The following is a 26,823-nucleotide window of genomic DNA, read 5'->3' on the forward strand; positions in this document are numbered from 1 at the left end:
AGGTATAGAAATGCCATTTTCAATTAACCAATCTATCATAGGGAACTTAAGTTTTAAAAATAAAATCTCAACCTTTTCTAATTCTTTGTTTATTCCATAATGCTCCAAACTATTTCTTATAGATTGTAATTGTTCTAATAATATCTTCAGGTTATTATCTAATTTAAGTTGATTACTAATTTTTTGTAAAGCAGTAGTGAAAGATATTGTTTTAACAGGCCTATCTAAATCAAACACACTTATACATTTTTCTTTTGCGATTCTATATTTCTCATTTAATTTCGAATCTTTTTTATCGATTATCTCTTCATCGCCAAATTTATTCGATAGAATTTCTTTAAATAGTAATTCAATACCATTGTGAAAAAAAGTAATTCCGTGTTTCAAATCAAATAAATCTTTTGAATTACTCTCATAATTATTTAGGTACTCAATTCCTTTAATAACTGAATTTAATCCATTTTCTAATAATGTTATTTTAAAAATTTGTTTGGTCATAGAATTTCGTATAAGTTTTCGATAGCGTGGATTTGTAATCCGTGCCTAGAACATCAATAGTGTTGGTCACGGATTGCAAATCCGCAACATTGGTATTATAATATTTTGAAGCATATGGTCAATGATTAGAAATTCACGACATTGTTAGAATTCTTTTTTTGCGTTTTCTTTTTCTTCTTGAATACGTCTTTTAATGTATAAATCATATAAAGAGACATCCTCATATTCAATAGTAAAATAATTATTTGACCAGTTATTGATTCTGCATCTGATTTTATCATTATACCAACCCTTCAATGAAGGAGAATTTACAGAAGGTGCACCGTAAGCATCATTCATTATATTCCAAACATTGTAGTTTTATCTGTTATTATTTCAATTTCATAAATCAAATCATCAATTGTACTGACTGATATTTTTAAGACATCGGTTTGATCTATCTTTTTATATTTATTTCCAATGTAGAGATACTCATTAAAGTTCCCTACAGTGTTTTTTTCTTTTTCTATGAAATCAGAATAATTATTAATATTTGAACCTAATTTAATATCTCTGAAACCATTTTGTTCAGTAAGAAAATTCATATTTTGGGTAAATACAAATTGAAATTGTAAAACGAAGAAAAAGAATATAATATTTTTCATCATTAAATAAAATTTTTAAAGAATATGTGAATGTATGATAAAGATTTATTTAGCGCGCTAAGTGCTAATGTAAATTATAATTTCTTAAAAATAATCAAATATACAGTTATAGCAAATTTAAATTTAAAAAAACAAAACTAAAGCCCGATGTTATGCCCACACTGGCGCGAGCGTCCCGCTCGTGCCCATTCATGCTCGCATCAGCAAAAGACAAAACTCATCCTTCCACGTCCCCACCACGCACGATGTCGCGGATTTGCAATCCGTGACGACAACACACAACAAATCACCCCATAAAAACCACAAAAACATCTAAAGCATTATCTAATTCTGCATAATTTCTGGCACTGCTGAAATAGTAATGTTCAGGTTCTGCCACTATTTTCTGTTTTACGGGATTTTGATGAATATAATTGATCTTCTCTTTAATCCATTTATTTGAAAAAACTTCTTCAGCGTGGTAACCATCTCTCGATGTCGCGGATTTGCAATCCGTGACGACAACACACAACAAATCACCCCATAAAAACCACAAAAACATCTAAAGCATTATCTAATTCTGCATAATTTCTGGCACTGATGAAATAGTAATGCTCCGCTTCTGCCACTATTTTCTGTTTTACGGGATTTTGATGAATATAATTGATCTTCTCTTTAATCCATTTATTAGAAAAAACTTCTTCAGCATGGTAACCATCTTGCCAAACTTTAAACTTTTGCTCACTGGTTAAATGCTCGCAAGATTTTTGAAAATATTGCAGCATCCATTCTCTTCTGCTTTCAGGTTCAGACTGTATAGTTTCAATTATTTTTTTTGAAGTAAATTTTTTAAAATCTCTCATAATTTCAGAAACAGTGTATCTACCGTCTGCCCGACAAAATAAATGAAGATGATTTGACATTAAGCAGTATGCAAAAATGGAAAGGCCTTTTTGATTTTGACAGTATTTTAAAGAATCTATAATGACCATTTTTTGCGATAACCTTGTAAATACATTAACCCAGCCTACCGTTGTAATTGTAATAAAGTACGCTTGATCGATATCTAAAGCTTTGTATTTTGTAGACATCTGTGTTTTATTTAAAAGTACAAAATTTTATAATTGAAAAAGTCACGGATTGCAAATCCGCGACATCGGTTTGCAAATCCGCAACATCGGTAATAGATTTATCTTCAAAACTACAAACTTCTCGATACAATTTTTTTCAAAAACCTACTCGAAGTGACGGGAGTATGTTAAAATGTAAAACGGCATTATTATAATTTATAGAAAATACATAAGGCTGAAATTTTCACTTCAGCCCTACATGGTAAAACATTGGAATTCCAGACAGATTTTATCCTGTTACTTTTAAAGCCTGAATTTTTCCGTCAGCAATTTTAAAATGAAATTTCAAAATCAGAGGACTTCCCGGAAATGATCCTGCAATTTTTGCCGACAGTATATCTTCTTTTTCATCATAATCTACCGGCTCCATTGTGGCCTTGTTTTCTTTGTTGGATTTGTCGATCCACTTTTCAATTTCTGCCTTGCCGTTGTGCGTTTTGCCTTCATCAGATACCTGGGCATCTTCGGCGAAACAGTCTGCATAGGCAGCGCTGTTAAATTCGTTCTGAGTCTTTACTAAATCTGAGATGATGTTTGGTAATTGCATTGTATTGTATTTTAAATTAATTAAATAGTGGGTACGGTACCGCCGTCGATGACATATTCGGTTCCTGTTAAATAGCCGGCTCTCGGAGATACAAGAAAACCTACAAATTCGGCAACCTCTCTCGGTTCGGAAGGTCTGCCAAAAGGAATTCCGCCCAGCGCATCCATCACGCCCTGTTGCGCTTGTTCTACAGTGCTGTTTGCGTTTCTTGCAATTTCGCCCAGCCAGTCTTTCGATGCTGTCGTATTAATCCACCCAGGTGAAACAGCTAAAACACGGACACCCTTTGGAGTTACTTCATTCGACAGACTTTTACTGTAATTTCTCAATGCTGCTTTTGAAGCGGCGTAAGGCAAAGTAGAATCATATAAAGGAAGCTTACCCTGAATGGATGCAATGTGAATGATAACGCCACTTTTCCGCTCAATCATTTGGGGCAAAAACCCACGGTCTAATCGCACGGGAGCAAGTAAATTTGCCTTTAATGTGGATTCCCAGTCCTCATCCGATAATGCATTAAAGCCACCGGCAGGTGTTGTTGATGAGCCGAGGTTGTTGATCAGAATATCCAGCCGGCCATACGCAGACATGATTTCACTGATTACCTTCTGTGTTCCTTCCACAGTACTCAGATCAGCAGCAATGAAATGCATATTGCTGTTTTCTTCTTCTGGTGCATTTCTTGCCGAAATGATTACTGTCGCGCCGGCCTGCAATAGTCTTTCTGCAATCGCTTTTCCGGTTCCTTTTGTACCTCCAGTTACCAGAGCAATTTGGCCTGACAACTCATTGTTGAAATTAAACTGTTCCATTTTTATAATTATTTATAGGACAAAATTGGGCTATAAAAACAGTTTGTACAAGTACGGAATTACGATTCAGATAGGGATAAATTATTCCCCTATTGTGCAAATCGGAACATACGTTTAAATTTGCTTTATGTATGAAAGAAAAATAATCCCGAACTTAAATTGCGGTCTTGACCTGATCGGTGAGGTACTTTACGGCAAATGGAAAATACGTCTGCTCTGGTTTATAGATCAGGGACATCAAAGGCCGAGTGAATTACAGCGCAAAATCCCTGACGCCACGCGTAGAGTATTAAATATACAGTTGAAAGAGCTGGAAGATCACGAATTGATTACCAAGAAAATTTATCCTGTTGTGCCGCCCAAAGTAGAGTACAGTCTTACTGAACTGGGTAAAAGCGTTATACCTATAATTTTGCAGTTGGGAATTTGGGGAGATCAGAACGAAACGCACTTACGTACTGTTATTCTAAAGCGTCTGAACGCAGAAAGCGAATCGCTTCGTCTGGAAGAGTAGGGAATGGAAGTTGAGTTGCTATCATTAAAAATCACGGATCGCAAATCCGCAAAATCGGTAAATTGCGAAAAGTCGAGATTTTTTCTTCTTCAAAATGGCAAAAGTTCTGTATAGCAAATTTTAGAAAATGACATAGGAAATGAAAGCGTTAAGAAAATTAAAAATTAATTCGTTGAAAAATTCCTACATTCTGAAGCGCGACAGAAATTTTAAAATAAATCGTTAATCACGAACTTGCGCAAGGTTGGGAATTTTAGAATTAAATTTTAATTTTTAGCCATTATGCTCTAAGTCTTGTCCCAAAATTTCGGGATTGTTTCTTTTGTTTTAAGATAAAAGAAAAAATCACTTCCTTTTCGAAGACTTCCTCACACAAATCTGCGGTGCCAGCACCACCTTTTTTTCAATAGAAACTCCTGAAGAATTATCTTTCACATGATCGATGAAAACCTGTCCGGCCATATTTCCCATAATTAGAGGAGTCTGATCCATAGAGCTCATCGGTAGCTCCATAAATTGGGTGAAAGGCTCATTGGAGAAACCAATTACGGCTACTTCCTGAGGGATTTTAATCTTCCGTTTTTTTAATTCCTGACAGGCGCCTAAAGCAGCAAAATCGCTGGCAGAAAATATCGCATCGGGAATTGATTTGCTTTCCCACAAGGTTTTAATGGCTTCAATTCCGGCATCAATTGAACTTCCGGTAGAGATAATATTTTCTTCCTTCACCTGGAAGTTGTGATCGATTAAGGCTTGTTTGTAGCCATTCAGACGGTTTTGGTAGATCTCAAGATTCAGATCTCCGGCGAAGTGGCAGATGTTTTTGTAGCCTTCATCAATCAGATGTTCTGTAGCCATGTAGCCACCACGGTAGTCATCAATGGTAACGGTACTGATTCCAGGTATATCTTTCTTTCTGTCGAAAAATATAATGGGCGTATTGGTTGTATTTAAAATATGCTGAATATGTTCCGTGTCCACCGTTGTTCGGGAAACCGACATGAAAATTCCGTCTACCTGCGCATTCAGCAAAGTATTCAAATGCTTTTTCTCGGTTAAAACGTCTTCATGACTCTGGCAGATAATTACGTGATAGCCATGAAGAGAAAGTTCTTCTTCAATTCCACGGATCACAGATGAGAAAAAGTTGGTATTGATGTAAGGAACAATGATTCCAACGTTTTTGGTTTCCCCGCTTTTGAGGGCTTTGGCTAGATTATTCTGCTTATAATTCATTTCTTTAGCAGTTTTAATCACAAGATCTTTCGTTGCCTGACTGATTCTCGGGTTGTCATTCAATGCTCTGGAAACCGTTGCCACACTTACGTTTAGCTTCTTCGATATATCATAAATGGTGGCATTCTTCTTTGTCATAGGTATTCTGGACTAACGTTAAATTTCCTTCATATTCCGTTATGGAATGGTCGTAAATTTAATCAAATTATGTATATCACTGGTGAAAAACCACATTTTTATATGGATTTAAATATAAACGACTTTGCAGAGATGAATTTTTGATTTAAATGAAGATTCTGTATTAAAATAAGCGACCGTCATTTTATTTAAATTTAGGTAAAATCATATTGAAAAAAATATTCATTAAATTATCTTGAAGCTTTCTGTGAGAAATATTGTTTATAAATCATTCTAATCTTTATTTTTGCATTTTAAAACACAAATAATACAAATGCACAGTATTTTACCCTTTCTGTTGGCAATGGTAGCGGTCATCGTTCTGCTGAATATGTTTGCTGCAAAACTCAAAATTGCCTATCCTATTTTATTGGTTGTCGGTGGCTTAGCGATCAGCTTTATTCCCGGATTGCCAGTGATTAAAATCGATCCTGATCTGATCTTTTTTATATTCCTTCCTCCATTGTTATGGGATGCGGCATGGAATATTTCTTTTAAAGAAATGAAAAAATGGTGGCGGATTATCGGCAGTTTTGCTTTCCTGGTCGTATTTTTCACCGCTTTATCTGTGGCGTTAATTACCAATTATTACATTCCTGGATTTACCATCGCCTTAGGATTTTTGCTCGGTGGAATTGTTTCTCCGCCTGATGCCGTGAGTACAGGTGCGATCACTAAGTTTGTGAATATTCCGAGATCAACTTCTACAATTTTGGAAGGCGAAAGTCTTCTGAATGACGCATCATCACTGATTATTTTCCGTTTTGCTCTGGTTGCTGTAGGAACAGGGCAGTTTATTTGGCAGGATGCTACGATGAGTTTCTTTTGGATGGTTATCGGTGGGGTCGGAATCGGTTTACTTTTGGGATGGTTATTCGTACAGGCACACAAAATTTTGCCGACAGATGCACCTTCCGATATTGCACTGACGATAATTGAACCTTATTTACTGTATTGGGTGGCAGAACAGGTTCACAGTTCGGGTGTCTTGGCAGTTGTTGCAGGTGGACTTTTTATGTCGGTCAGAAGATTGAAATTTCTAAATAGTACCAGTCGTATTCACGCCTACAGCGTTTGGGAAAGTTTGATATTTATCTTAAATGGTGTGGTTTTTCTCATTATTGGTTTGGAACTGCCGGAGATTGTAGATGGACTTCGTGCAGATCAAATTCCACTGGAAAAAGCGATTGGTTATGGTATTTTAGTTACGGGAATCTTGATTGCTGCAAGAATGATCAGCTCATACGCTGCACTAATTTCTACCATGATTTTCAGACCTAGTGTACAGCCTCATGCTTCATCCCGAAAACGCCGATGGATGATGCCACTTTTACTGGGCTGGACCGGAATGCGGGGTGTAGTTTCACTGGCCGCGGCTCTGGCAATTCCTGTGACTCTAGATAACGGTGAAGCTTTTCCGCACAGAAATTTGATTTTGTTTATCACATTTGTGGTGATCTTGCTTACTCTCGTTGTGCAGGGGCTTACTCTGCCCTACATCATTAGAAAAACAGGATTTTTTGATGATATTTTTGCGGAAGAAGATGAAGTTTTAACCAAACAGAAAATTAAAAAAGAACTGAAGCAGTACATTTACCAATTTCTGAAATCGAAATATGAAAACGAATTGAAAGATCACGCAGGATTGGAAGTGTTTTTAAGACATTGGGAAGAGCGCGCCAAAGCCACCGACGACAGCTGGATGAATGAGAAAACGAAAGTGATTTTTGTAGAAATGCTTGAGGTGCAACGTGAATATCTTACAGAACTCAATAAAGATTCTAAAATAAACGAAGAAATCATCCGTCAGCAATTATATCAGATTGATTTGGAGGAGGAACGTTTAAGAATGATTTAATGGGAGATTGGTCTGTCACATGCATCGTTATTAAAAGTATTTTTCATTTTACGAGATACAGGTCAGCTATTTTACAACAGTCGTAGTTTTACTACACAAAATCGTAGAACTACTACAAATTTTCAAAAAGTTGGTAAAAAGTTTTAAAAATATTTTGGGTGTATTTATCTTTGAATTAAGAAAATTGAATCACAAAATATTAACAATTAAAATTTACAAATCATGGCAGCAAATTCAAGAGGAATCTTAAAATTCAACGGAAGCGAAGGTCAGAAATTATTAAAACTGAACTATAGCGTATCAAGATCAACAGACGTATCAGGTAGAGTAGCATCAGACCCATCCAACGCATTGATTAAATTAACCATTGAGGCAACAGAAAAATCTGACATCCTTGAGTCATTGTTAAACGGAAAATACAAGCCGACTTCAGGTGAAATTACCTTCAACAAATCTCACGAGGAAGGAACTTTGATTACTTTAAACTGGGAGAATGGGTACGTTATTCAGCACGAAGTGGATTTCGACGCAGTTGACGAAAACTCAATGTTGATTAGCTTTGTTGTAAGTGCTGAGAAAATCAACTACGGTAATTCGGCATACGAAGGAATCTGGCCGACAAGCTAACATTAAAATTTACCTTTTAAGTATTATTGTATACAAAGTAAAGACTGTCGAAAGACAGTCTTTTTTGCCCTATTTCTACTTTTCCTGTCGATCATTTCTTTCGAATTATTATTAAACGGATAATGTAGATTGGATCAGATACGCTGGCTGAAATCATCACATTATTTAAAATAAAATAAGATTTATCATACAAGAATGAATAATATTTTATAAATTTATAATTCAAAACACAAAAAACACACAAATATGAAAAATTTCGATTCATCGGGAAATTCATCCTTCCGTCCTACGCAGAATGCGGCAGGAATCTCAGAAAATCATCATACCGGTATCAACCGATTAGTCAAGTTATCTTTGGTAATTGAAGGTAAAGTGATTAAATATTACAAACATTTCAAACTTACCCAAAGCGCACAGAAACATCATGAGTTTACACTGACTTTGGCTCACGATACTTTAGGCGACCGCCAAACCCATACTTTAGAAGAAGCCAATAAATTTTTAGGGAAGAGGTTAACAGCGGTTATTTCCTATAAAGACATCGACAAAAGTCCGGAACGAACTTTCGTCGGTGTGATTACGGGAGTTGGTTTCAGCCAGGAGAGAATGAGTTTGGGAAATATCGTCCTGTCAGGTTACAGTCCGACTATTTTATTGGATGGTGCTCCTCATATTCAAAGCTTTGGAGGAACCCAGCCTGTGAATATGGGAATTATTGCTGAAGAAGTCATTAAGCAAGGTTTGGATAAAAGCCGGTTCGATATCAGAATTGACACGAATGATTATTCGCAAATTATATACAGCAGTCAGTACGACGAAACGCATTACAACTATCTGGCGAGAATGGCAGAAGCATATGGCGAACAGTTCTACTACGACGGTGAAGTTTTGCACTTCGGAAAACTTCCGCCACAGAATCAACCGATCAAACTGACGTATGGAAGCAGTGCCAATGATATCAAAGTTGAACTGAAAGCAGTTCATACAAAGCCTCAGTTCTATGGTTACAACAGTAACAAAAATGAAATTCTGAAATCTGGCGCAACACCGATTCAGCATGTTGGAGATTTGGCGAAAATAGCTTATCAGCATAACGACAATATTTATAAAACGCCTTCACTAAGAGTTGCTCCGATAAAAGCAACCACACATTTAGATGTAGAATATTCTCAGAAAAGCACAGCGGGAAGTGAAGCGGTGAATGTATTTACAATTTCAGGTTCTACGACGGTTCCTTTTCTACATCCGGGTTGCGCTGTTGATATCGAAATGCGAAAACCTGATACGAATGAAACTTCGTATTTCACAAGGATAATGGTTACAGAAACGACGCATGAAATTGATACGATTGGTCATTACACCGGAAGCTTTTACGGTATCGCATCAGACACAGGATTTATGCCAAAACCTGAGTTTACCATACCCATCGCACAGCCACAAACTGCGACCGTAATTTCCAACACCGATCCTGAAGGACAGGGCAGAGTTCAGGTGAGGTTTGACTGGCAGACGAATGACACGACGCATTTTATCAGAATGATGAGTCCCGATGCGGGAGGAACCGATCAGATTACTCAGAACCGAGGGTATGTTGCAATTCCTGAAGTAGGTGATCAGGTGATGGTGAATTTTGTACACAATCATCCCGACCGACCATTTGTGATGGGGGGAATGTTTCATGGTGGCGTTGGTTTGGGTGGTGGAATCAACAATCATATGCGGTCCATCCAAACCAAAAGTGGAATTAAAGTTCTTATGAATGATGATGAAGGAAGCGTGAATATCATCGATCCGAGTGGAAATACGTATTTTATGGATGGAAAGGGAAATATTTCGATGAATGCACCAAAAAATTTCACTTTGAATGCAGGAGAAAATATCAATATTACCGCAGGGAAAGAAATATCAATGGGAGCGGGAGCAAGTATTACGAGCTCGGCAAACGATAATATTATTTCTACTGCAGGAACTGATATAGTACAAACTGCGGCGGGCGATATTCGTGAATCTTCCGATACAAGAACTGAAATGGTAGAAAAGGAATTTTTCCGTCAGTCTGAAACTTCCAACGAAATTGCAGGGGAAATATCAATGTTCAGTGAGTTGGAAAACATGACAATGCAAAGCGGAAAGACTGTAGAATTCAACAGTGCAGAAAAATCAAAATTATTTTAATCATGGCCATTCGGAAAACAGCAAAAAATATTTGTTTAAAAGTACAAAAGGAATATAATCTTTTAGCAGGAGGAAGATTAGAAAAGTTTTCAGGTGAAATATTTATTTATGCCAATAAAAAAAATCTAACTCTTGTCAGTAACAAAAAAATTGTATCGAATGGGAACAAACATTAAGTTCGGAGAAATTAAGGAACGAAAAATAGACTTCCCTCCATTAGATGTTGGAATTAACGGGCATGTGATTTTTTGTAATGGTTATTTAAGCAGTCCGGCAAAAAATTCATTATCATATCTAAATGTCATTATGGATAAAGTTCCAGACGATCCTTTACAAGATCCTTTTAGAGGAGCTAACATGAGTGAATCGATGCTTACAAAAGGAGATGATATTATTACAAATAAAGAATTAAACTTGATAAATAGGAAAGGTGGTGAGTGGCTTTTTAGTGATGAAATGTATAATAGGTCAGAATATGCAAGATGGTTTTTTGCGGTTAAAGATCAATTTGAGGGATATTGGGATGGATATGATAACATTAGTAAAAAAAGATTTTCTAAAGTTTTTGAAGAATATTTTAATGCCAGAAATAATTCGCATTTTATTAATGGATCTCATGGATTGCAATCCTCAGGTGCTCATAGAGTAGAACACGGTATTACACAAGGATATGCTTGGGCAAAAAGTAATTGGAAAATTAAAAAAAAATCTGAAGTAGAACAAAAAAAGAAAAAAGACGATAGTGTCTTATCGTATTCACCCGCATATCAGCCGATTACAATAGTTGGTCATAGTCAAGGTGCAGCCGTTGCAGGAGGTGTTACTATTGGAATCCTATACTTTGCTTATGAAATGGGCTGGCAAGAGATTCCGGTCAATATTGTTTTTTTAGGTACTCACCAGCCTCAAGGATTGTATGAGGAGGACTACGAAGCTTTCGAAAAATATTATTTCGAAGATTTTATTAATGAATGGCTATTAGAATGGATATCTGACATTTTCAGTAAAGAAAAGCTAAAGCAAAAGGAAGGAATTTATGAGCGTATGAATGATTTTTTAGGATATAAATGGGGAGGACTTATAAACAGAGCTGTACAATTTACATTTCCAAACGATAGAGCACTTTTTGTAACACGAATGGGTGATATACCACTTGTAAAAAATGCGTGCAATGAGACTGATGCTTTGCAAATTGCAAGTTGGTATTTTGCTGCCGAAAACGGTCTGCCAAATTTTGTAAAAGAAAGTGATGGTTATATTTTTCCTAAAAGACTTTTAGATAAGCATTTCAATGAAGATGGAAGTGTTAATTCCAAAGCATTAACTTTTAAAGAAACAGTCAAAAAATATTGGGAAACATATCACAGTTATATAAATTATAGGGATTTAGTAAAAAATAATCCGCAACTAAAATATGAAAAAGCAAAATATAAAATTCCAGACATTAAATTGCTGCCAGTATGGTTTGAGATAATGATTAATAAAGCGATAAGAAGGGCTGAAGGAGAAAAAGCAAATCTTTATCTGCAAAGTGAATTGTACAGAAAAAAACTTGATGCTTTAATGGCTTTTGCTGCTGTGCACGATATGGAATTGCAGGCACATTTTGCTCCGGTTGGATTAATGTTCAACCAAGGAACACTTTCGGATTGGGAAATGTATCAAGATCAAACTATTTGGGATAGAGTGAAAGAGGCAGGAAAAGATATTTTTTACAGAGTAGAGTATTCAGCTTCTGCAATAGGAATTTCACAAAGAAAAAAAGAAGATAAATTATATGTTGAAGGTCAGGGTAAAGAAAGAATGATTAATACTTCTATTGTAAATACTTCTAAGATAAGGGAGTGGATTAGTAAAGCTTCAGACGAATTGACAGAAGAAAAAGGGTGGTTGGCAGATTTAAATTCTTGGTGGAATGGTAATAAGGAGTATGATGGCTCAGGTTGGGCGCATGGAGCTCGCACAGAAGTATACAAATTACTGGGTTTCAAAGATGATAATATAAATAATCTGTTTGAAGTTGGCGTATCTTCAATGTTGCAGAGAGGAAAAATAATTATTAATGATCAAAGTGATTTGAAAAAAAACTTAAATAAGGATTTTAAATTAAAGAATCGGGAAGAAGAACTTGCAAAACTAATAATAAAAGATCCCCGATATTTGAAACAAGATTTTAACGATATAAAAATTAGAGATGTAATAGAATTTGGTGGGGTAAGAGGATCTTGGGGTTCTTTTGTAAATCCTTTTGGGGAAAAATTTTCCCAATCTTGGAAAGTGGTGGTCAATCAATTAACATGGTTGATTAGACATGTAAATGTTGAATCTACAGCCTATGTAAAAAAAGATGGAAGTGTAAGAATGAGACATCAATTCGAAGACACATTTGATTTAAGACCAAATGTCGGCAGAACTGTCGCATATAATGCCTCTACTATGATTTTAGGATTTTTATATCACGATGCCGCTGGAGGTAACGATTTGATGAAAATAAAGGGCGATTGGAATAATAACTATAATCGTAATAATATTGACTTGATGGCGATGAAAGATGACTATATAAAACAAATGAAAGAAAATAAGAAAAATCGAATAGATTCTTTAATGAGAGAATGGAATCAAGCCGATGAGTGGAATCAAAATGTACCTCTATTTGGAAATTAAAATATTTACAGAATGAAATTTTTTAAAATATTTGTCGTCATTAGCATTTTTACAATTTTGTTTAATTGTGATAAGATAAAAAATGCTAAGAACAAATTAAACCCTGCTGGACCATACAAAGAAGCTGGGATTGATCCTTTTTATTGGGAAGCAATAGATAATGATAAATATTACATTCCATTAGTAAAACCGTTACGACTGATAAAGTGGAAAGGAACTGACCAATGGATTTTGGATACGTCGATAATTGGATGGAAGTATGGTGACATGGGACCGATAGCAGTTATAAATGCGAAAGATGTATATGTGTATGGACTTCAAGATGTCACCTATGACGAAGAAAACAATAAAACATCTTCTTCTTTCTTTTTTATAATCAATGTTATAAGCAAAGAAATAAACACATATGATTATGATAATCAACGAAAAGTGTTCGAAGAAGATATCAGAAAGCTTGGATTGCCTGAAACATATTTTGAACCTCATAATGTCTATGTTGAATATGAACGCTATCCAGACTTAGAATGGTTTCCTGATAATGTTAAAAATCAATTGAATAAGGTCAAAGTATTGTATCAGCGGGAAATTTTTAACAACCGTTAGAATGAAAAAAATATTTTATATAGCGACGACTATCATACTTTTGCTGGTAAGTTGCCAATCGGAAGAAAAATTTGAATGGCTACCAACCGAAAGCGCACCATTACTTTATCCAATGAATATTTATAAAGGATATTTATATTTTGAAGACGGTGGTAGTGTATATATTCCATGTTCAGGTTCTGCACGTAATGGATGGGGGTGATGATGGCTCAACACACACGCAGGGGGAAGATTTTAACCAGTACCGGTAAAATTAGAAGTTACCTGGGCATCATTCACAGAAAATAAGTTCTATACAGGTAGTTGGACTTTACCCAAGGAAAAAATGCTTAAGCTCTTTAAAGAAGGAGTAGTTTGGTATCGTACCCGAAAAAAGGAATCTTACAAACAAATTTTAGTGGGATGTGCGCCAGGAGGAGTGGTTGTTGTGTGGATGAGAGGCGCTGGACAGCGAGTGGAGATTGGACGATTTCAGGCTCGTGAAACCAAGATAGCGATGAGTGATTATGTCACAGGTAATCCTACTGCAATCCAAAAAGATTTTTTTGAAGCTCTGGCTGAGTTAGACCCAGAGTTAGAAGAGATAAGAAAGAAAAAAGGAGGTATTGAATATGGTCTTTGGGATAGTTATCGTAAAAAATATTCATGGCGGACACGTATAGAAATACCTAAGCATTCTTTTGATAACACCAGTTTTCAAATGTTCAATGGAGAGATGGAGGAACTATTCGACGAATCTCTTAAAAAGAATGAATTTAAAGAAAGAGCTGTACCACAATTATTAGATTTTATAGTTGCTGATTCTAAAGGAAAAAGAACTGTTTGGGAATTCAAATATTTAGACGAAGAAGAAATCATGGGTTTATACAAACAGGCAGATCCTAAACAGCCGATAGAAATAATTTTACGGATGAATGAAGATTTAGCAACCGCAGTTTAATTTTTAAACAAGGTGATAAAGAAATCCCAATCACAAAAGTAGATTTAGACAACATGTGGGAGTATGAATAATATAAGCAATAAAATAAATCTGCAGCTAACCATGGTTATGCTTTTGATTTTTATGTAAATCGGAGGAATGTAATTATGCAGAAATACAATAAACATATCACAGAAGCAGGTGAAACTTTAAAAAGCATTGCAAAACTTTATGATTTATCCGATGAATCTTTGAAGTTTTTTCACAACAATCATTGCAGAGCAGAAGACCATATTTTGATCAGTATTACGAAACAAAAAGAGCTTTTTCTTCCAAGAACTGCAGTGGTTGACAAAAACAGACTTGTGAAATTTGGACATGGAAACAGTTTGGTTTTTCAACCTGAAAATTCGTTTCTGAAATGCAGTACAGTGATTACGATTGAAAATGATACCAGAAAAAATGAACTGAAATATGATGTTTCCGTCACATGGATTAAACAGGAAAATGGTTTGCATATTTTTGAAGTTGACAGAATCTCCAACCTTTTTTTGAATGAAGAAGAAGTCAATGAAATTGCAGATTTATTGGCGTATAAAACTTCAAAGGTTTTATATCCGATGACGGTAAGTGTAGATCAGCAGGGGAAATTTTACAATGTAGAAAATGCAGACATTTTTAAAGAAAGATGGAATAACGTTAAAGAAGAAGTTTATAAAGAATTTGAAGGTGAAATTGTTGATGAATATTGCCTGAAGATTGAAAGGATTTTAGATGAACCCAATGCTCTTTTGATCTACATAAAAAATGATTATTTCATCCGGACATTGTTTTTGGGGATCTATCAGAAATTTAATCAGAATTATCAGACTGAAATTGTTGAAACCTTTCCAATAATTAGTAATGCAGTTGAACCCAGTTATAAAATTGAAGTGGAAGTTGATCCTTTAAAAGATGAGTATAATTTAATAAATATTTCAGGAAACGGAACATTGCATGACGAGAGAAGCCGATATGATTTTATCACCGGATCACCATTCTCAATAATTACAGAAGACAATCCTCAAATGAATAATGACGGAAATTTCAGACTGCAATATTTTCTCAATGGTGAAACCCCACTGCCGGAAGTTCTTTATTTGGAATGCGATATCAATCTTGAAAAAAAGAAAAAAATATCAGTGGTTATTACTGCTTTGTATGACTAACTTAAAAAACACAACTATGAAAAAAAATACAGTGACTAGACTTTTAATAGTACTGCCAATCCTGATTTTCACCTTCAATTTTGGACAGAAAACGGAATTTAACGTTCCAAAAAATATTGCCGAATTGCGGAATACCATTTTTGATTTTAAAAATGATTTTACAAGATGTGATGTGGCAGCCGACGCTGCTGCTGGTGATACTGAATTTACTACGAATGTTGATTTGTATGATTTGACATTTGATTCAAATAAGAAAAATCCTTACTTAAATTTAGCTTTAAAAAAAGGTGCAAAACCAAAACAGTTTATCCAGAAAGCCATCTGGAATATTTCCATGAAAAAAGTTTCGGCAAAAAGTACAAAAGTTTCTGTCGTTTTGGAGGAAATTATTCCGGATAGCTGGTCAGAAAAAGAAATCGATGTAAATCTGACAAAATCCACTGGCGAATTAGAAAAAGAACTTAAAGAATTTCTTCTAAATGCGAAAAGCAAAGAATTGTCTGAGGGATTAATAGCTGTCGACGATTCTTCAATTGATGCCGAGACAGTCGCAATGATGAATACTCAGGCCGATGCACAGATTGCAGCCGTAGAAGCAAAACAATCACAAAAAAAGATGACTTCAAAATATCTGCAGAATCTTTTTGCTAAAAAGCAATTCATAAATTTTCCTACAAGTGCGGATCAGTTTACAAAACTTTTAAAAACAGATCCAACCGAACTGGATTGCGAAACCTGCAAAAACGGAAAATATTCTAATTGGGATTTTGAAAATTTCAATATGATTTATGCAGAAATGACCAGTGGTGAAGAGTATTATGCCATTCAGTATTACGGTCAGGACTCGGTTTCCGGTTTGCCTTATGGTTTGGTTTTTAATGACAGTTCACCTTCAGAATGTAAAGATAAATTTGCGAGATACAACGCACAGCTCTATCAGACAAGCATCAATGTGACCGAAAGCTCTGCAGATGCTCTTACTGTTGTTACTTTTAAAATGAATACTTCCTTCGTCCGTTTAGAGTTTGGAAATCAATATTTAACACGGATTGTAATTTCAAATAAAGAATTGTAATCATGGCAGAAAAACACATCGTAGTACAGGGAGCTGTGTGCAAATGTCAATTCGGACAGACTCCGGACAATCTTAAAGTGCTCACGCATCAAAAAGAGTATGCAAATGATAAAAGTGCATCAAAAAAACTGATTGCCACAACGAAAGAAATCGGCGTTGCAACATTTGAAAAAAACACATTCGGAAGCTGTAGCAAAATGGGAAGTCCGCCACCGCCATGCAAAGTTATGGTAACCGAATGGCAGAACTTTTACGATAAGGTACAGCTCAGCAACGGCGGATATATTATTCTGGAGGACAGCAAGGCAGTTTGCGCAGTTGCCGGAACTCCCTGTATAGAAATTATAGATCACGGTCAGCGGGCAGAAGCGAGTCAGCAGAATTTTAAAAATGCAGATCAGGATGTGCAGCAGCAGATAAATCCGCTGGTGGATTCTAATAAAATGTGTAAAAAACAGCCTACGCATGAAGGAATTGAACATGGTGTTATTTAAATTTTAAAGGATGGCAAAAGGGATAGACAAGATAAAATATGTAAGTGGTGATATCTTTATAAAGATGTCGGTTGCTGATACAAGACTTACCGTCCAACCAGATAAGATTATTCGGTTTCAGGCAGAATGGGAACGCGGTGCAACTCCTGCAGAGATGTTGCAGCCAGTTACTTGGTTTGTTCGAAGCTCGGATAAAATGGATCACGTAAGCAGTGATACATTGCCTTCAAATCAGGCATTCGGATTTAAAATTCCTAAAATACTTTGTGGAAGTTGTCATTACTTTATTGATGCAAGTACTTCGGGAATTCCAGATGCGAATTCAAAAGGATTATTTGTGAAAGGATATTGTCCGCCACGCATCAGGAAAAGCAAATGGTCATCTACAAGCGATGGCGAAGATGTACGAAAAACCCATCAGTTTTGTTATGGAGATGAGATTCATTTAAGTCTTGAAACTGAAGGAATAAATGGTGATAAAGTTTATGTAACAGTTTACAGACGGGTACGGAAAGGAGGCGGTCTTTCTGATGATCATCCTATCATGAGATATACCAATGGATTGGTAATTGACGGAGAAATTAATATTTCGTTTGGGAATACTTATGAATGGTTGAATATAATAGGAAAAGCAAATGATGTAGAAGAATTTTATGTGCAAGTAAAATCCTTAGATGGAAAATTAATCACCGATGGAAAAGATATTGTTCACGCACGATATCTGAGAATTAAAAATAAAATATCTAATACCCGTGAAAAACCGTCTCTGAACAACTCACCGGTAAAAGTAGGTGATACCGATAAAAGCAGCGAAAGGATGTCGTTGGCTGCCGTATATTTCAGACCGTTGGATACATGGAACGGTGAATTTGGTTTTGATTGGCTTCGGGAAAAAGACAATGGTTTAGCACCCGCAAACGATCCTGCTTATGCCGATATTATTGAAGGAGGTTATTTGGATGGGATTACAGATTTAACAGGTGGAGCTACCGGAACTGCCTATGCAAAATTGAAAAACCAATATGAGAGATTGCCTGTTGCCAATACCGGTTATGCAGTTACAGAATATTTCGTGCCGTCTCTTACCCTGTTTTCCGAAGCCTTTGTTGCCACTTTACCCTCTACACTTTCAGTAAAACCAAGAACTTATGCAGATTTAAAAGTATACGTTGCCATAAAAGACGATATAGACAGATTGGAGTTCGAATATGATAAAAATCTGTTGACGGTAAACCCAGAAATATTGTCTGACAAAGCCAAAACCAATAGTTTAGTACCTTCAGCAGATACTTCTATAAAAATAACCTGCAAAAACGATTTACCTTCAGACAAAGAAATTAAAATCTATTGCTATCCCAAAAATGGAATGCCAAGGATATTGGCAGGGAAAATTGTGGTAGTTAAAAATAATATTTCTGTCAGAAAAAAAATGGATTTTGTTTTGGTTGATATTACAACCAATGTTACGAATATACCTATCAGAGGAAGTGTAACGGGTACTTTCGGAAGTGTAGAAGTAGATAATTTATACCATTCATTACACCAAGCTCTTGTTATTCCAAATATTGTAAAAACAACTTTAGATCTATCTTCCAATGCAGATTTTCAAGTAGGAGGAATATATATAGAAAGCGATTCTTCCCGGCGAAATTATATTGCATATTTAAATAAAACCAATCATAATTTCAGGAATAATCTTCATAGGGATACAAGAATTTTGTTTTTTGATGTTCGAAGTGGGAATAATTATATAAATAGGGTATATAGTAATTATTTCACATTATTTAAATTCGGTTTAGAATCTAATAATCGCAGCTCACAAGGTTCATTGGGTGGTGCTGTTGAGCATATCAATATACACAACGCCTTAATTTTCACCTTACCTTGGGCGGGTGGTGATGATACAACAAAACATGAAGCCCTACACGGATTGGGACTTAATCACACGCATCGTGACAGTACCCCCATAGACGACGCTGGATATAAATTTGTATTTCCCAATGGAAATAATTTTCCCGCAAAATCTACAGAAAATATTATGAGCTATGGGGACAAGGTGAAAAAATCTACCTGGCGATGGCAATGGCATATTATTAACTCTAATATATCAGAAAAATGAAGCATCTAATTTTAATAGCATTTCTGCTGAGTTTGAGTAGTTGTGATGGACAGAATAAAAAAAAACCAGTACAGAAAACTACAACAGTTAAAAATAAAACAACTCATTTAATAAAAAAAGAGAATATGGAATATTATAATGAAAACGAATATAAAGACTGGAAGATAGATCCAGAGCATTGTAGCCTTTTCCCATGTGCAGACAATGACAAATTTATAATGAAAGGAGACGAGCGAATAAATATATTTACCGATGAAAAAAGATTTATACAAGTGGAAAGGAGTAGTATAATCAATCCATATAAAATTGTTAAAGTTTACTCTTTTAAGAATAAACAACTTTTGAATCTATCACAAGATTTTTACTCTTCTCCTGTATCATATGAAAAGTATGATGAAAAGGGAAAAATAGTTGAAGTAAAAAATTATAATGAACCTTACAAGTTTACTATAGAAGATTTAATAGAAAAAATAAAAAAAGAATATAATGTTGATTTAGTAGATAAAAGTGAAGGTTCCGCAGCAGGCAGAACTTCAAAAGATGATGTTTTTTATTATGAAGTATTTTTAAAATCTAAAAAAGATGGATATGCAAAAATGGAATACTTGCTAATCGATGGAACTACAGGTAAAACGGATCTTAAATCTGATTTCCATGTAACTCCGTAGAGCATTGTTGGAATTCAAAATGTAATAAAGTTTACCCCCATCAAATGGAGATGACTGTACATTAAACCACGAAACGCTCCATGGCTAGGATTATGTCATACTCACCGGAATGATAAACCAATCCCAACAGCAGGGAAATATTACAAATATATCTTTCCTTGTGCGATTATCAATAAACCTTATTAACTCTCACCAAACACTAGCAATTCGACAGACAATGTAATGTCTTATCATACTGTTAAAAAATACTTGGCGATGGCAATGGCATTTTATTAACTCTAATATATCTGAAAAATGAAGCATCTAATTTTAATAGCATTTCTGCTGAGTTTGAGTAGTTGTGATGGACAGAATAAAAAAAAACCAATACAGAAAACTACAGCAGTTAAAAATAAAACACCTCATATAATAAAAGAAGATACTATGGAATATTTTAATATTGATCAATACAAAGATTGGGAGATCGATTCGGATTTTTCATCATCAGATAATCATAAGTTTCTAAAAAAGAGAAATGAGCGAGTGGAGATTAATTTTTTATCAGACGGAGTTCAGGTTCGCTTACGAAATTTTAATAGTCCTTATGAAAAAATAAAAGGTTATTCTAATTCTACTAAATTTTTAGTTGCAGAAGGCTTAGATTTTTACGGATCACCCATTGACAAAACTATACAGTATAACGAAAAACATCAAATAGTTAAAGAAATAGACTATGAAACACCTTATAAGTTTACAATAGAAGATTTAATAGAAAAAATAAAAAAAGAATATAAAGTTGATTTAGGAGATAAAAGTGAAGGTTCCGCAGCAGGCAGAACTTCAAAAGATGGTGTTTTTTATTATGAAGTTTTTTTAAGACATAAAACGGGAGAGCAAAAAATGGAGTATTTATTAGTTGATGGAACTACAGGTAAAACGGTTCTTAAATCTGATTTCCATGTAACTCCGTAGAGCATACAGGAATTCATAAAATTGAATTTTATATAAAAGAAAATGAATCTAAAAAGATGATAAAATGGTGGGAAGAAAGATATAAACATCTTAAAGTTTACCGTGTTTATCCCTGGACAGGAGAACAATGTACAACTGCTGTAAAATCTGCAATAAAAGAAGTATTTACATCTTTAAGTGAAAAGAATTGGATTCCGGACACTGCACAAACACCAAAAGGATTATTAAAAGATTTGAAATCTTTTATAAGCTCCAGCAAACAACATAATGGTGAAATTGCTACAATTACTATCATTAAACAAGAAGATTCTGATTGGCCAAAACCTTAAAAAATGAAAAAAATAATTTTTACTATGGGACTACTATCTGTTTTACAATGTGATAAACACAGAAAAATATATTTAGATGATGAAAAGTTTAATGTTGTTGAAAAGCAAATGAAAATTTCGAGTGAACAAGCTTCTGAGATCTATAAAAAATCTTTTGATAAAAATTTTGATGTTAAAGAATCTCCATATCAAAAAGAATTGTTTTATGAAATTATATATATCGAAAATGGTTTTTACTACATTGGATTTGCAAGTAAAAATGATAAAAGAGATATGAAGACAGATCCTATTTATTTTTTAGCACAAATAAATCCGGAAACGGGAGAGATTTCAGTTGTAAAATAGAATCTAGCGTTATCGAAAGTGAAGCAAAAAAGATATTTAATGGTGGGAGGAACGTTATCAAGTACAAATTTTCTTGTAAATTGACTAATTCAACTGATTTTGTTTTGATAATTTCATCCATCATTCTTACTGCGTAAATTCGTTGGACTGCAAAATCGTAAGAACTTTTTTTTGAAAGCGAAAAAAATATATTGCAAATATTAGGGTTGTAAATATTAACATTGCAAAAACTAAATATCATAGGTTTATATTTTCATATTGCTATCCTATATTTAAAAAAAGACGCACATATTACTAACTTTGAGAAATATGACGAAATAAAATCATATATGGTTGAGTGGTTTCAAAAATATTTCCTGGCTTTAGTTTATTAGAAAAAAGAGCACCGAAAAATCTCGGTGCCCTCAACAAACTAATTATAAAACTAAAGTATATTTATTTTTCCCAAACCTTTTCAATCTCCTCTAAAGATTTTCCTTTGGTTTCAGGAACCCATTTCCAAACGAAGAACAGCGATAAAACACTCATCACCCCATAAAATCCGTATGTGAAAGCGCCACTGAATTCCATCATAAAAGGATAAGTGGATGAAATTAAATAATTTGCTGCCCATTGAGCGGCAACCGCAATCGCAATCGCACTTCCTCGTATTTTATTCGGGAATATTTCTGAGATCAAAACCCAACAGATTGGTCCCCAGGACATCATAAATGACGCGGTGTAAACAATGATAAAGACCAAAGTGGCAATTCCGATGATTTGATAATAAGATAGAATTGCAATAGCAAACATTCCAATTGCCATCCCAACAGAACCAACAATCAATAATGGTTTTCTTCCCCATTTATCCACCGTGAAAATGGCGATAACGGTAAATACAACGTTCACCAATCCCATCACAACGGTTTGCAGCATCGATGAATCTTTGTGAACACCCATACTTTCAAAAATCCTTGGAGCGTAGTATAAAGCCACGTTAATTCCTACAAACTGTTGGAAAACTGAAAGCAAAATTCCAATCACTATCACAGTTTTCCCGAATGCAAAAATTTCACTCTTATGTTCAACGACAGTGCTTTTAATTTCGGAGAAAATTTCTTTTCCACGGGCTTCACCATTGATTTTAGTTAAAATTTTCAGTGCTTCTGCATCTTTATTAACGAACGTCAGATAACGCGGCGTTTCAGGAACGAAAAATAATAGGATACCGAATAGGGCAGAAGGAATCGTCAGTGACAAAAACATATATCGCCATCCGATTTCGTTGATCCATTCAACGGTTTGTCCGCTTGCGATGCCCCAGTTCACGAAGTAAACCACAAGCATCCCGAAAATAATGGCAAACTGATTCAGTGATACCAGTTTACCACGTATTTCGGCAGGTGCAATCTCACCAATGTACATCGGGCAGACCGCCGAAGCCAATCCCACACCGATTCCACCAATGATCCTATAAAAATTAAATGCCAGCAAAACACCCATGGAATGTTCGCCGTGTTTGAAGAATAAAAATTCAGGATACGCCGCTCCCAAAGCACTGATGAAGAACAGAAACGCCGAAAGCATCAATGATTTTTTTCTTCCCAGCTTCGTGGAAATCATTCCGGAAATAGCGCCACCGATGATACATCCGATCAATGCGCTCGAAATGGTCGCTCCGTGTGCCAATGAGCTCAATCCTAATGGAATGATCAGGTATTCCTGAATGGATTTTTCGGCTCCGGAAATCACGGCCGTGTCGTATCCAAACAAAAGTCCTCCCAAAGTGGCGACCAACGTAAGTACAGTAACGTACAGCATGTTGATCTGCGCCTTTGTTCCTGAAGAATATTTAGGACCAGAATCTATTATTTGCATAGTTTGATTTAGTTTTAAATGTTAAAAGTTTTTGAAACATGATTTTTTTTAACCGCAAAAGAATCAAAAGAATTTGCAGCATTTTAGTCATTCAAAAGATGGCAAAACGAATATTTTAACAAATATTTTTACATTTTGCAAACTTTTGAAGATCTGTTTTTTCAATAAGTTCTTTTGGACCTTTTGCGGTAGAAGAAAATACTCAAAAGTTGCCAATTTATGTATTAAATTATAAATACTGATTAATAATACTTTCAAGATATTCCTGCTTTCCGCTCTCTCTTCCAACTTCACCCAATCCTTGAGCGTAAGCCGCAAGATCTGTTAAAGATAAGCTTCCGTTTTCGAAATCTTTACCTTTTCCGCTGTCGAATGAAGAATATCTGTTGGTTCTGATCTCAGAATATTTTGATTTTTCTAAAATTTTATCTGCAGCCAGGAACGATCTTGCAAAATTGTCCATTCCGCTGATGTGAGCGATGAAAATATCTTCTAAATCTGTTGAATTCCTTCTGATTTTAGCATCGAAATTAACGCCTCCGCCTTGGAAACCTCCAGCCTGGATAATTACCAACATCGCCTGAGTCATTTCATATAAATCAACCGGGAACTGGTCTGTATCCCAGCCATTCTGGTAATCTCCTCTGTTCGCATCGATGCTTCCCAAAACATTGTTGTCAGCCGCTACCTGAAGTTCGTGCTCGAAAGTATGTTGAGCCAAAGTAGCGTGGTTGACTTCAAGATTTAATTTAAAATCATTCAATAGATCATACTGACGAAGGAAATTCAAACAAGTTGCCGCATCGAAATCATATTGGTGTTTTGTAGGCTCCATCGGTTTTGGCTCGATGAAGAAAGTCCCTTTGAAACCTTGAGCTCTAGCATAATCTTTAGCCAAATGTAAAAACTTCGCCATGTGCTCCTGCTCACGCTTCATATTCGTGTTAAGAAGTGACATATAACCTTCACGGCCGCCCCAGAATACGTAATTTTCTCCACCTAATTTAATGGTTGCATCCAAAGCATTTTTTACCTGTCCACCTGCGTACGCCAAAACATCAAAGGAAGGATTGGTTGCCGCACCGTTCATAAATCTTGGGTTTGAGAAACAGTTGGATGTTCCCCAAAGTAATTTCACGCCTGAAGCTGCTTGTTTCTCTTTAGCGTAATCAGTAATGAATTCCAGTCTTTTTGTAGATTCTGTGAAATTATCTGCCTCGTCAATCAAATCGTAATCGTGGAAACAGTAGTAAGGAACGCCTAATTTTGTGAAAAATTCGAAAGCTGCATCCATTTTTTCTGTTGCTCTTTGTTTGGCGTCAGAAGCGGTTAACCAGTCAAATTGCTGAGTTCCTGCACCGAACGGATCTCCACCGGTTGCACAGAATGTATGCCAGTAAGCGGACGCAAACTTGAAATATTCTTTCATCGTTTTTCCACGAACGACCAAATTCTCATCGTAAAATTTGAATGCCAACGGATTATCTGATTCTCTTCCCTCAAACTTGATTTTTTCTATTCCTTTAAAGTACTCTTTGTTTCCTGTCGTAATTGCCATTATTTTGATTTTATATTTTTATTGATTCTTATAATTTGTCTAATAGATTTCTTTGGGCAGCTTAATCCGCCTTCCACTCCCGCTTTTTTCTGAAAAAACCAGCGCATTTCCCATCCATTTTTTCACAAAAAGAGCTCCGTTCAAGTCGGGCTGCGATTCTGTCATTATATTAAATGAACGTTGTTCATTATAGTCGAGACTATGAACCACTTATCACCTGCTCCAATTTGTTTTTCCACTTCCCATAACTTTCCCTGTACTGATCCATATTTTTAAAATCAGGGATGTACGTTGTGGTAATATCTTTTTCGGTTAAAATATCCGTTAAGGTTTCAAATGCTCCTGCTCCGATTGCCGCTGCTCTCGCTGCTCCTGTAGAACCTGTCGTGTCAAATATTCTGATTTCAGTGTCCAATAAAGTTGCAATCGATTGCGCGAATAGAGAAGAACGAAATAAATTATCTCCACCGGCTTTAATAATTCCTTTCTGTAAACCGTCATTCATCAGAATTTCAGTTCCATAAACGAAAGAGTAGGCGATACCCTCCAGTCCGGCTCTGAATAAATGAACACTTTTGTGACGGTTAAAATTCACATTATAAGTAGACGAACCGATGTCTTTGTTCTTTAAAACTCTCTCAGCGCCATTTCCGAATGGTAAAACAATGATTCCGTCTGATCCGATTGGGATTTGTGAAGCCAGATCATTCAGTTCCTGATAAGAATGTCTTTTTTGATCCACCTGGTGACGTAACCAACTGTACTGAATTCCTGCACCATTTAAACAAAGCATTTTCCCGATTCTAGGCTGCTCTTTCGTATGATTGATGTGTGCAAAATTATTTACCCGCACAGATTCTTTAGAATGAATATTGTCTGTCACACCATAAACAACGCCTGAAGTTCCGCCTGTTGCAGCGATCTCTCCGGGATTCATAACGTTTAATGATAATGCATTATTCGGCTGATCTCCGGCTCTGTACAAAACAGGAATTCCTTCCGGCAAACCGCTTTCTTCAGCGCCCTGTTTTGAAACCACACATTGCTCCGTAAAATTGTCTACCACTGTTGAAACCAATGATTCATCAATTCCCCAGTGATTCAATAAGGTTTTCGAAGCCTGATGTTTCTGGAAATCCCAAAGTACGCCTTCCGAAAGTCCCGTAACCGTCGTTGTGGCTTCTCCGCTTAATTTTAAAGCAATAAAATCTCCAGGAAGCATAAACTTCCAGATTTTTTCATACACTTCTGGCTCATTTTCTTTAACCCATTTTAATTTTGAAGCGGTGAAATTTCCCGGTGAGTTCAAAAGTTTATTCATGCAAACTTCTTCACCCAAGTCGTCAAAAGCTTTGTCACCTGTTTCTACTGCACGGCTATCGCACCAGATGATTGACGGACGCAAAACTTGTTTATCCTTGCCTACCAAAACCAAACCGTGCATCTGATAAGAGATTCCGATTCCCTTGATTTCGTTTTTATCGATGTGGCTTTCTGCAATTATTTTTTGAGTCAGAATTCTAAGATTTTGCCACCATTGCTCCGGATCCTGTTCTGCCCATCCGATCTTTGGAGAATCGATAGGCATTTCTGTTTCCGGATATTTCGCGTGGGCGATCACTTTTCCGTTTTCATCTACAATGGATGCTTTTACCGATGAGCTTCCGACATCATATCCTATAAACTTCATTATTAATTAATAATTGTTAGGCTCTAAATGTAATAATTTTACACTAAAATCAATATTTTTTTATTTAAACTGTATTTTTATATGATATAAAAGCCTCATAAAGGTTTGTTATCATGACATTTGTATATTTTATCTTATCTTATTTT

27 protein-coding genes and 1 pseudogene are annotated in these 26,823 nt (G+C 35.5%); 17 read left to right on the forward strand and 11 right to left on the reverse strand.

The annotated features are described in order from the left end of the window. From OMO38_RS10960 to OMO38_RS10990, 7 genes are all read right to left on the reverse strand, one after another. The coding region (locus tag OMO38_RS10960) for a hypothetical protein (protein ID WP_264750224.1) at positions 1-498 on the reverse strand (498 nt) is incomplete at its 3' end. 144 nt (positions 499-642) lie between these two features. Further along, positions 643-837, reverse strand: coding sequence for a hypothetical protein (locus OMO38_RS10965; protein WP_264750225.1), 195 nt, complete (start codon positions 835-837; stop codon positions 643-645). Next, the gene (locus tag OMO38_RS10970; RefSeq protein WP_264750226.1) at positions 837-1,145 is read right to left on the reverse strand and encodes a hypothetical protein; all 309 of its coding nucleotides are present in this window, start codon (positions 1,143-1,145) and stop codon (positions 837-839) included. Before OMO38_RS10970 ends, OMO38_RS10965 begins: the two co-directional genes overlap by 1 nt. A 283-nt stretch (positions 1,146-1,428) precedes the next feature. Beyond that, positions 1,429-1,683, reverse strand: coding sequence for a hypothetical protein (locus OMO38_RS10975; protein WP_406567313.1), 255 nt, complete (start codon positions 1,681-1,683; stop codon positions 1,429-1,431). Then, complete coding sequence (locus tag OMO38_RS10980; protein ID WP_264750227.1) at positions 1,658-2,212, reverse strand: REP-associated tyrosine transposase; 555 nt, start codon at positions 2,210-2,212, stop codon at positions 1,658-1,660. Before OMO38_RS10980 ends, OMO38_RS10975 begins: the two co-directional genes overlap by 26 nt. Before the next feature lie 268 nt (positions 2,213-2,480). After that, positions 2,481-2,798, reverse strand: a complete 318-nt coding sequence (locus tag OMO38_RS10985) for a nuclear transport factor 2 family protein (RefSeq protein ID WP_264750228.1) — start codon at positions 2,796-2,798, stop codon at positions 2,481-2,483. A 20-nt stretch (positions 2,799-2,818) separates the two neighbouring features. Continuing rightward, the gene (locus tag OMO38_RS10990; protein ID WP_264750229.1) at positions 2,819-3,610 is read right to left on the reverse strand and encodes an SDR family oxidoreductase; all 792 of its coding nucleotides are present in this window, start codon (positions 3,608-3,610) and stop codon (positions 2,819-2,821) included. A gap of 127 nt (positions 3,611-3,737) precedes the next feature. Between OMO38_RS10990 and OMO38_RS10995 the strand changes: the two genes are divergently transcribed. Further along, the gene (locus tag OMO38_RS10995; RefSeq protein ID WP_264750230.1) at positions 3,738-4,124 is read left to right on the forward strand and encodes a winged helix-turn-helix transcriptional regulator; all 387 of its coding nucleotides are present in this window, start codon (positions 3,738-3,740) and stop codon (positions 4,122-4,124) included. A 345-nt stretch (positions 4,125-4,469) separates the two neighbouring features. On the opposite strand, the gene OMO38_RS11000 is transcribed toward OMO38_RS10995, so the two are convergent. Further along, on the reverse strand, positions 4,470-5,498 hold the full coding sequence (locus OMO38_RS11000; protein ID WP_264750231.1) for a LacI family DNA-binding transcriptional regulator: 1,029 nt from the start codon (positions 5,496-5,498) through the stop codon (positions 4,470-4,472). Positions 5,499-5,811: 313 nt separating this feature from the next. On the opposite strand from OMO38_RS11000, the gene OMO38_RS11005 reads away from it, so the two are divergent. The 16 genes and pseudogenes from OMO38_RS11005 (at position 5,812) to OMO38_RS11080 (ending at position 21,572) form a co-directional block, all read left to right on the forward strand. Continuing rightward, positions 5,812-7,395 (forward strand): Na+/H+ antiporter, encoded by a 1,584-nt coding sequence (locus OMO38_RS11005; protein WP_264750232.1) that lies wholly within the window; start codon positions 5,812-5,814, stop codon positions 7,393-7,395. Positions 7,396-7,617: 222 nt separating this feature from the next. Next, entirely contained in the window at positions 7,618-8,022 is a 405-nt protein-coding gene (tssD, locus tag OMO38_RS11010) for a type VI secretion system tube protein TssD (protein WP_074232213.1), read from the forward strand. Positions 8,023-8,268: 246 nt separating this feature from the next. Next, on the forward strand, positions 8,269-10,197 hold the full coding sequence (locus OMO38_RS11015; protein ID WP_264750233.1) for a type VI secretion system Vgr family protein: 1,929 nt from the start codon (positions 8,269-8,271) through the stop codon (positions 10,195-10,197). Between the two features lie 2 nt (positions 10,198-10,199). Further along, the gene (locus OMO38_RS11020) at positions 10,200-10,373 is read left to right on the forward strand and encodes a hypothetical protein (RefSeq protein WP_264750234.1); all 174 of its coding nucleotides are present in this window, start codon (positions 10,200-10,202) and stop codon (positions 10,371-10,373) included. Continuing rightward, positions 10,357-12,861, forward strand: coding sequence for a hypothetical protein (locus OMO38_RS11025; RefSeq protein ID WP_264750235.1), 2,505 nt, complete (start codon positions 10,357-10,359; stop codon positions 12,859-12,861). Before OMO38_RS11020 ends, OMO38_RS11025 begins: the two co-directional genes overlap by 17 nt. Before the next feature lie 12 nt (positions 12,862-12,873). Then, entirely contained in the window at positions 12,874-13,464 is a 591-nt protein-coding gene (locus OMO38_RS11030; RefSeq protein WP_264750236.1) for a hypothetical protein, read from the forward strand. 1 nt (position 13,465) lies between these two features. Further along, complete coding sequence (locus OMO38_RS11035; protein ID WP_264750237.1) at positions 13,466-13,666, forward strand: DUF2931 family protein; 201 nt, start codon at positions 13,466-13,468, stop codon at positions 13,664-13,666. Positions 13,667-13,714: 48 nt separating this feature from the next. Continuing rightward, positions 13,715-14,404: pseudogene (locus OMO38_RS11040) on the forward strand (DUF2931 family protein); the annotation flags it as partial. 146 nt (positions 14,405-14,550) lie between these two features. Continuing rightward, complete coding sequence (locus OMO38_RS11045; RefSeq protein WP_264750238.1) at positions 14,551-15,591, forward strand: hypothetical protein; 1,041 nt, start codon at positions 14,551-14,553, stop codon at positions 15,589-15,591. A gap of 16 nt (positions 15,592-15,607) precedes the next feature. Next, entirely contained in the window at positions 15,608-16,666 is a 1,059-nt protein-coding gene (locus OMO38_RS11050; RefSeq protein WP_264750239.1) for a hypothetical protein, read from the forward strand. A gap of 2 nt (positions 16,667-16,668) precedes the next feature. Then, on the forward strand, positions 16,669-17,160 hold the full coding sequence (locus tag OMO38_RS11055; RefSeq protein ID WP_264750240.1) for a DUF4280 domain-containing protein: 492 nt from the start codon (positions 16,669-16,671) through the stop codon (positions 17,158-17,160). Positions 17,161-17,170: 10 nt separating this feature from the next. Further along, complete coding sequence (locus OMO38_RS11060; protein ID WP_264750241.1) at positions 17,171-19,279, forward strand: hypothetical protein; 2,109 nt, start codon at positions 17,171-17,173, stop codon at positions 19,277-19,279. Further along, positions 19,276-19,947 carry a hypothetical protein gene (locus tag OMO38_RS11065; protein ID WP_264750242.1) on the forward strand — a complete coding sequence of 224 codons (672 nt, stop codon included), beginning with the start codon at positions 19,276-19,278 and terminating at the stop codon, positions 19,945-19,947. The genes OMO38_RS11060 and OMO38_RS11065 overlap by 4 nt, the downstream gene beginning before the upstream one ends. A 294-nt stretch (positions 19,948-20,241) precedes the next feature. Then, the gene (locus OMO38_RS11070; protein ID WP_264750243.1) at positions 20,242-20,898 is read left to right on the forward strand and encodes a hypothetical protein; all 657 of its coding nucleotides are present in this window, start codon (positions 20,242-20,244) and stop codon (positions 20,896-20,898) included. 56 nt (positions 20,899-20,954) lie between these two features. After that, the gene (locus tag OMO38_RS11075) at positions 20,955-21,227 is read left to right on the forward strand and encodes a hypothetical protein (protein WP_264750244.1); all 273 of its coding nucleotides are present in this window, start codon (positions 20,955-20,957) and stop codon (positions 21,225-21,227) included. 3 nt (positions 21,228-21,230) lie between these two features. After that, a complete protein-coding gene (locus OMO38_RS11080) occupies positions 21,231-21,572 on the forward strand; it encodes a hypothetical protein (RefSeq protein ID WP_264750245.1) in 342 nt (113 codons plus the stop codon). A 435-nt stretch (positions 21,573-22,007) separates the two neighbouring features. On the opposite strand, the gene xylE is transcribed toward OMO38_RS11080, so the two are convergent. The 3 genes from xylE to OMO38_RS11095 all read right to left on the reverse strand — a co-directional run bounded on the left by xylE (position 22,008) and on the right by OMO38_RS11095 (position 26,677). Next, positions 22,008-23,429 carry a D-xylose transporter XylE gene (gene xylE, locus OMO38_RS11085; RefSeq protein ID WP_082002151.1) on the reverse strand — a complete coding sequence of 474 codons (1,422 nt, stop codon included), beginning with the start codon at positions 23,427-23,429 and terminating at the stop codon, positions 22,008-22,010. Between the two features lie 229 nt (positions 23,430-23,658). Continuing rightward, positions 23,659-24,987, reverse strand: a complete 1,329-nt coding sequence (gene xylA, locus OMO38_RS11090) for a xylose isomerase (protein ID WP_264750246.1) — start codon at positions 24,985-24,987, stop codon at positions 23,659-23,661. Between the two features lie 199 nt (positions 24,988-25,186). Further along, complete coding sequence (locus OMO38_RS11095) at positions 25,187-26,677, reverse strand: xylulokinase (protein ID WP_264750247.1); 1,491 nt, start codon at positions 26,675-26,677, stop codon at positions 25,187-25,189. Positions 26,678-26,823: the final 146 nt, after the last annotated feature.

The sequence above is a fragment of the Chryseobacterium kimseyorum genome, assembly GCF_025971945.1.
Lineage (GTDB): Bacteria > Bacteroidota > Bacteroidia > Flavobacteriales > Weeksellaceae > Chryseobacterium > Chryseobacterium kimseyorum.

Bases quoted from the DNA above. Each gene is read 5' to 3' on its own strand.
- xylE (WP_082002151.1), bottom strand. From the start codon at position 23,429: ATGCAAATAATAGATTCTGGTCCTAAATATTCTTCAGGAACAAAGGCG.
- OMO38_RS10970 (WP_264750226.1), bottom strand. From the start codon at position 1,145: ATGATGAAAAATATTATATTCTTTTTCTTCGTTTTACAATTTCAATTT.
- tssD (WP_074232213.1), top strand. From the start codon at position 7,618: ATGGCAGCAAATTCAAGAGGAATCTTAAAATTCAACGGAAGCGAAGGT.
- OMO38_RS11045 (WP_264750238.1), top strand. From the start codon at position 14,551: ATGCAGAAATACAATAAACATATCACAGAAGCAGGTGAAACTTTAAAA.
- OMO38_RS11095 (WP_264750247.1), bottom strand. From the start codon at position 26,677: ATGAAGTTTATAGGATATGATGTCGGAAGCTCATCGGTAAAAGCATCC.
- OMO38_RS10980 (WP_264750227.1), bottom strand. From the start codon at position 2,212: ATGTCTACAAAATACAAAGCTTTAGATATCGATCAAGCGTACTTTATT.
- OMO38_RS11000 (WP_264750231.1), bottom strand. From the start codon at position 5,498: ATGACAAAGAAGAATGCCACCATTTATGATATATCGAAGAAGCTAAAC.
- OMO38_RS10965 (WP_264750225.1), bottom strand. From the start codon at position 837: ATGAATGATGCTTACGGTGCACCTTCTGTAAATTCTCCTTCATTGAAG.
- OMO38_RS11055 (WP_264750240.1), top strand. From the start codon at position 16,669: ATGGCAGAAAAACACATCGTAGTACAGGGAGCTGTGTGCAAATGTCAA.
- OMO38_RS11070 (WP_264750243.1), top strand. From the start codon at position 20,242: ATGAAGCATCTAATTTTAATAGCATTTCTGCTGAGTTTGAGTAGTTGT.
- OMO38_RS11050 (WP_264750239.1), top strand. From the start codon at position 15,608: ATGAAAAAAAATACAGTGACTAGACTTTTAATAGTACTGCCAATCCTG.
- OMO38_RS11075 (WP_264750244.1), top strand. From the start codon at position 20,955: ATGATAAAATGGTGGGAAGAAAGATATAAACATCTTAAAGTTTACCGT.
- OMO38_RS11020 (WP_264750234.1), top strand. From the start codon at position 10,200: ATGGCCATTCGGAAAACAGCAAAAAATATTTGTTTAAAAGTACAAAAG.
- OMO38_RS11080 (WP_264750245.1), top strand. From the start codon at position 21,231: ATGAAAAAAATAATTTTTACTATGGGACTACTATCTGTTTTACAATGT.
- OMO38_RS10990 (WP_264750229.1), bottom strand. From the start codon at position 3,610: ATGGAACAGTTTAATTTCAACAATGAGTTGTCAGGCCAAATTGCTCTG.
- OMO38_RS10985 (WP_264750228.1), bottom strand. From the start codon at position 2,798: ATGCAATTACCAAACATCATCTCAGATTTAGTAAAGACTCAGAACGAA.
- OMO38_RS11060 (WP_264750241.1), top strand. From the start codon at position 17,171: ATGGCAAAAGGGATAGACAAGATAAAATATGTAAGTGGTGATATCTTT.
- xylA (WP_264750246.1), bottom strand. From the start codon at position 24,987: ATGGCAATTACGACAGGAAACAAAGAGTACTTTAAAGGAATAGAAAAA.
- OMO38_RS11030 (WP_264750236.1), top strand. From the start codon at position 12,874: ATGAAATTTTTTAAAATATTTGTCGTCATTAGCATTTTTACAATTTTG.
- OMO38_RS11015 (WP_264750233.1), top strand. From the start codon at position 8,269: ATGAAAAATTTCGATTCATCGGGAAATTCATCCTTCCGTCCTACGCAG.
- OMO38_RS10975 (WP_406567313.1), bottom strand. From the start codon at position 1,683: ATGTTTTTGTGGTTTTTATGGGGTGATTTGTTGTGTGTTGTCGTCACG.
- OMO38_RS11065 (WP_264750242.1), top strand. From the start codon at position 19,276: ATGAAGCATCTAATTTTAATAGCATTTCTGCTGAGTTTGAGTAGTTGT.
- OMO38_RS11035 (WP_264750237.1), top strand. From the start codon at position 13,466: ATGAAAAAAATATTTTATATAGCGACGACTATCATACTTTTGCTGGTA.
- OMO38_RS11005 (WP_264750232.1), top strand. From the start codon at position 5,812: ATGCACAGTATTTTACCCTTTCTGTTGGCAATGGTAGCGGTCATCGTT.
- OMO38_RS10995 (WP_264750230.1), top strand. From the start codon at position 3,738: ATGTATGAAAGAAAAATAATCCCGAACTTAAATTGCGGTCTTGACCTG.
- OMO38_RS11025 (WP_264750235.1), top strand. From the start codon at position 10,357: ATGGGAACAAACATTAAGTTCGGAGAAATTAAGGAACGAAAAATAGAC.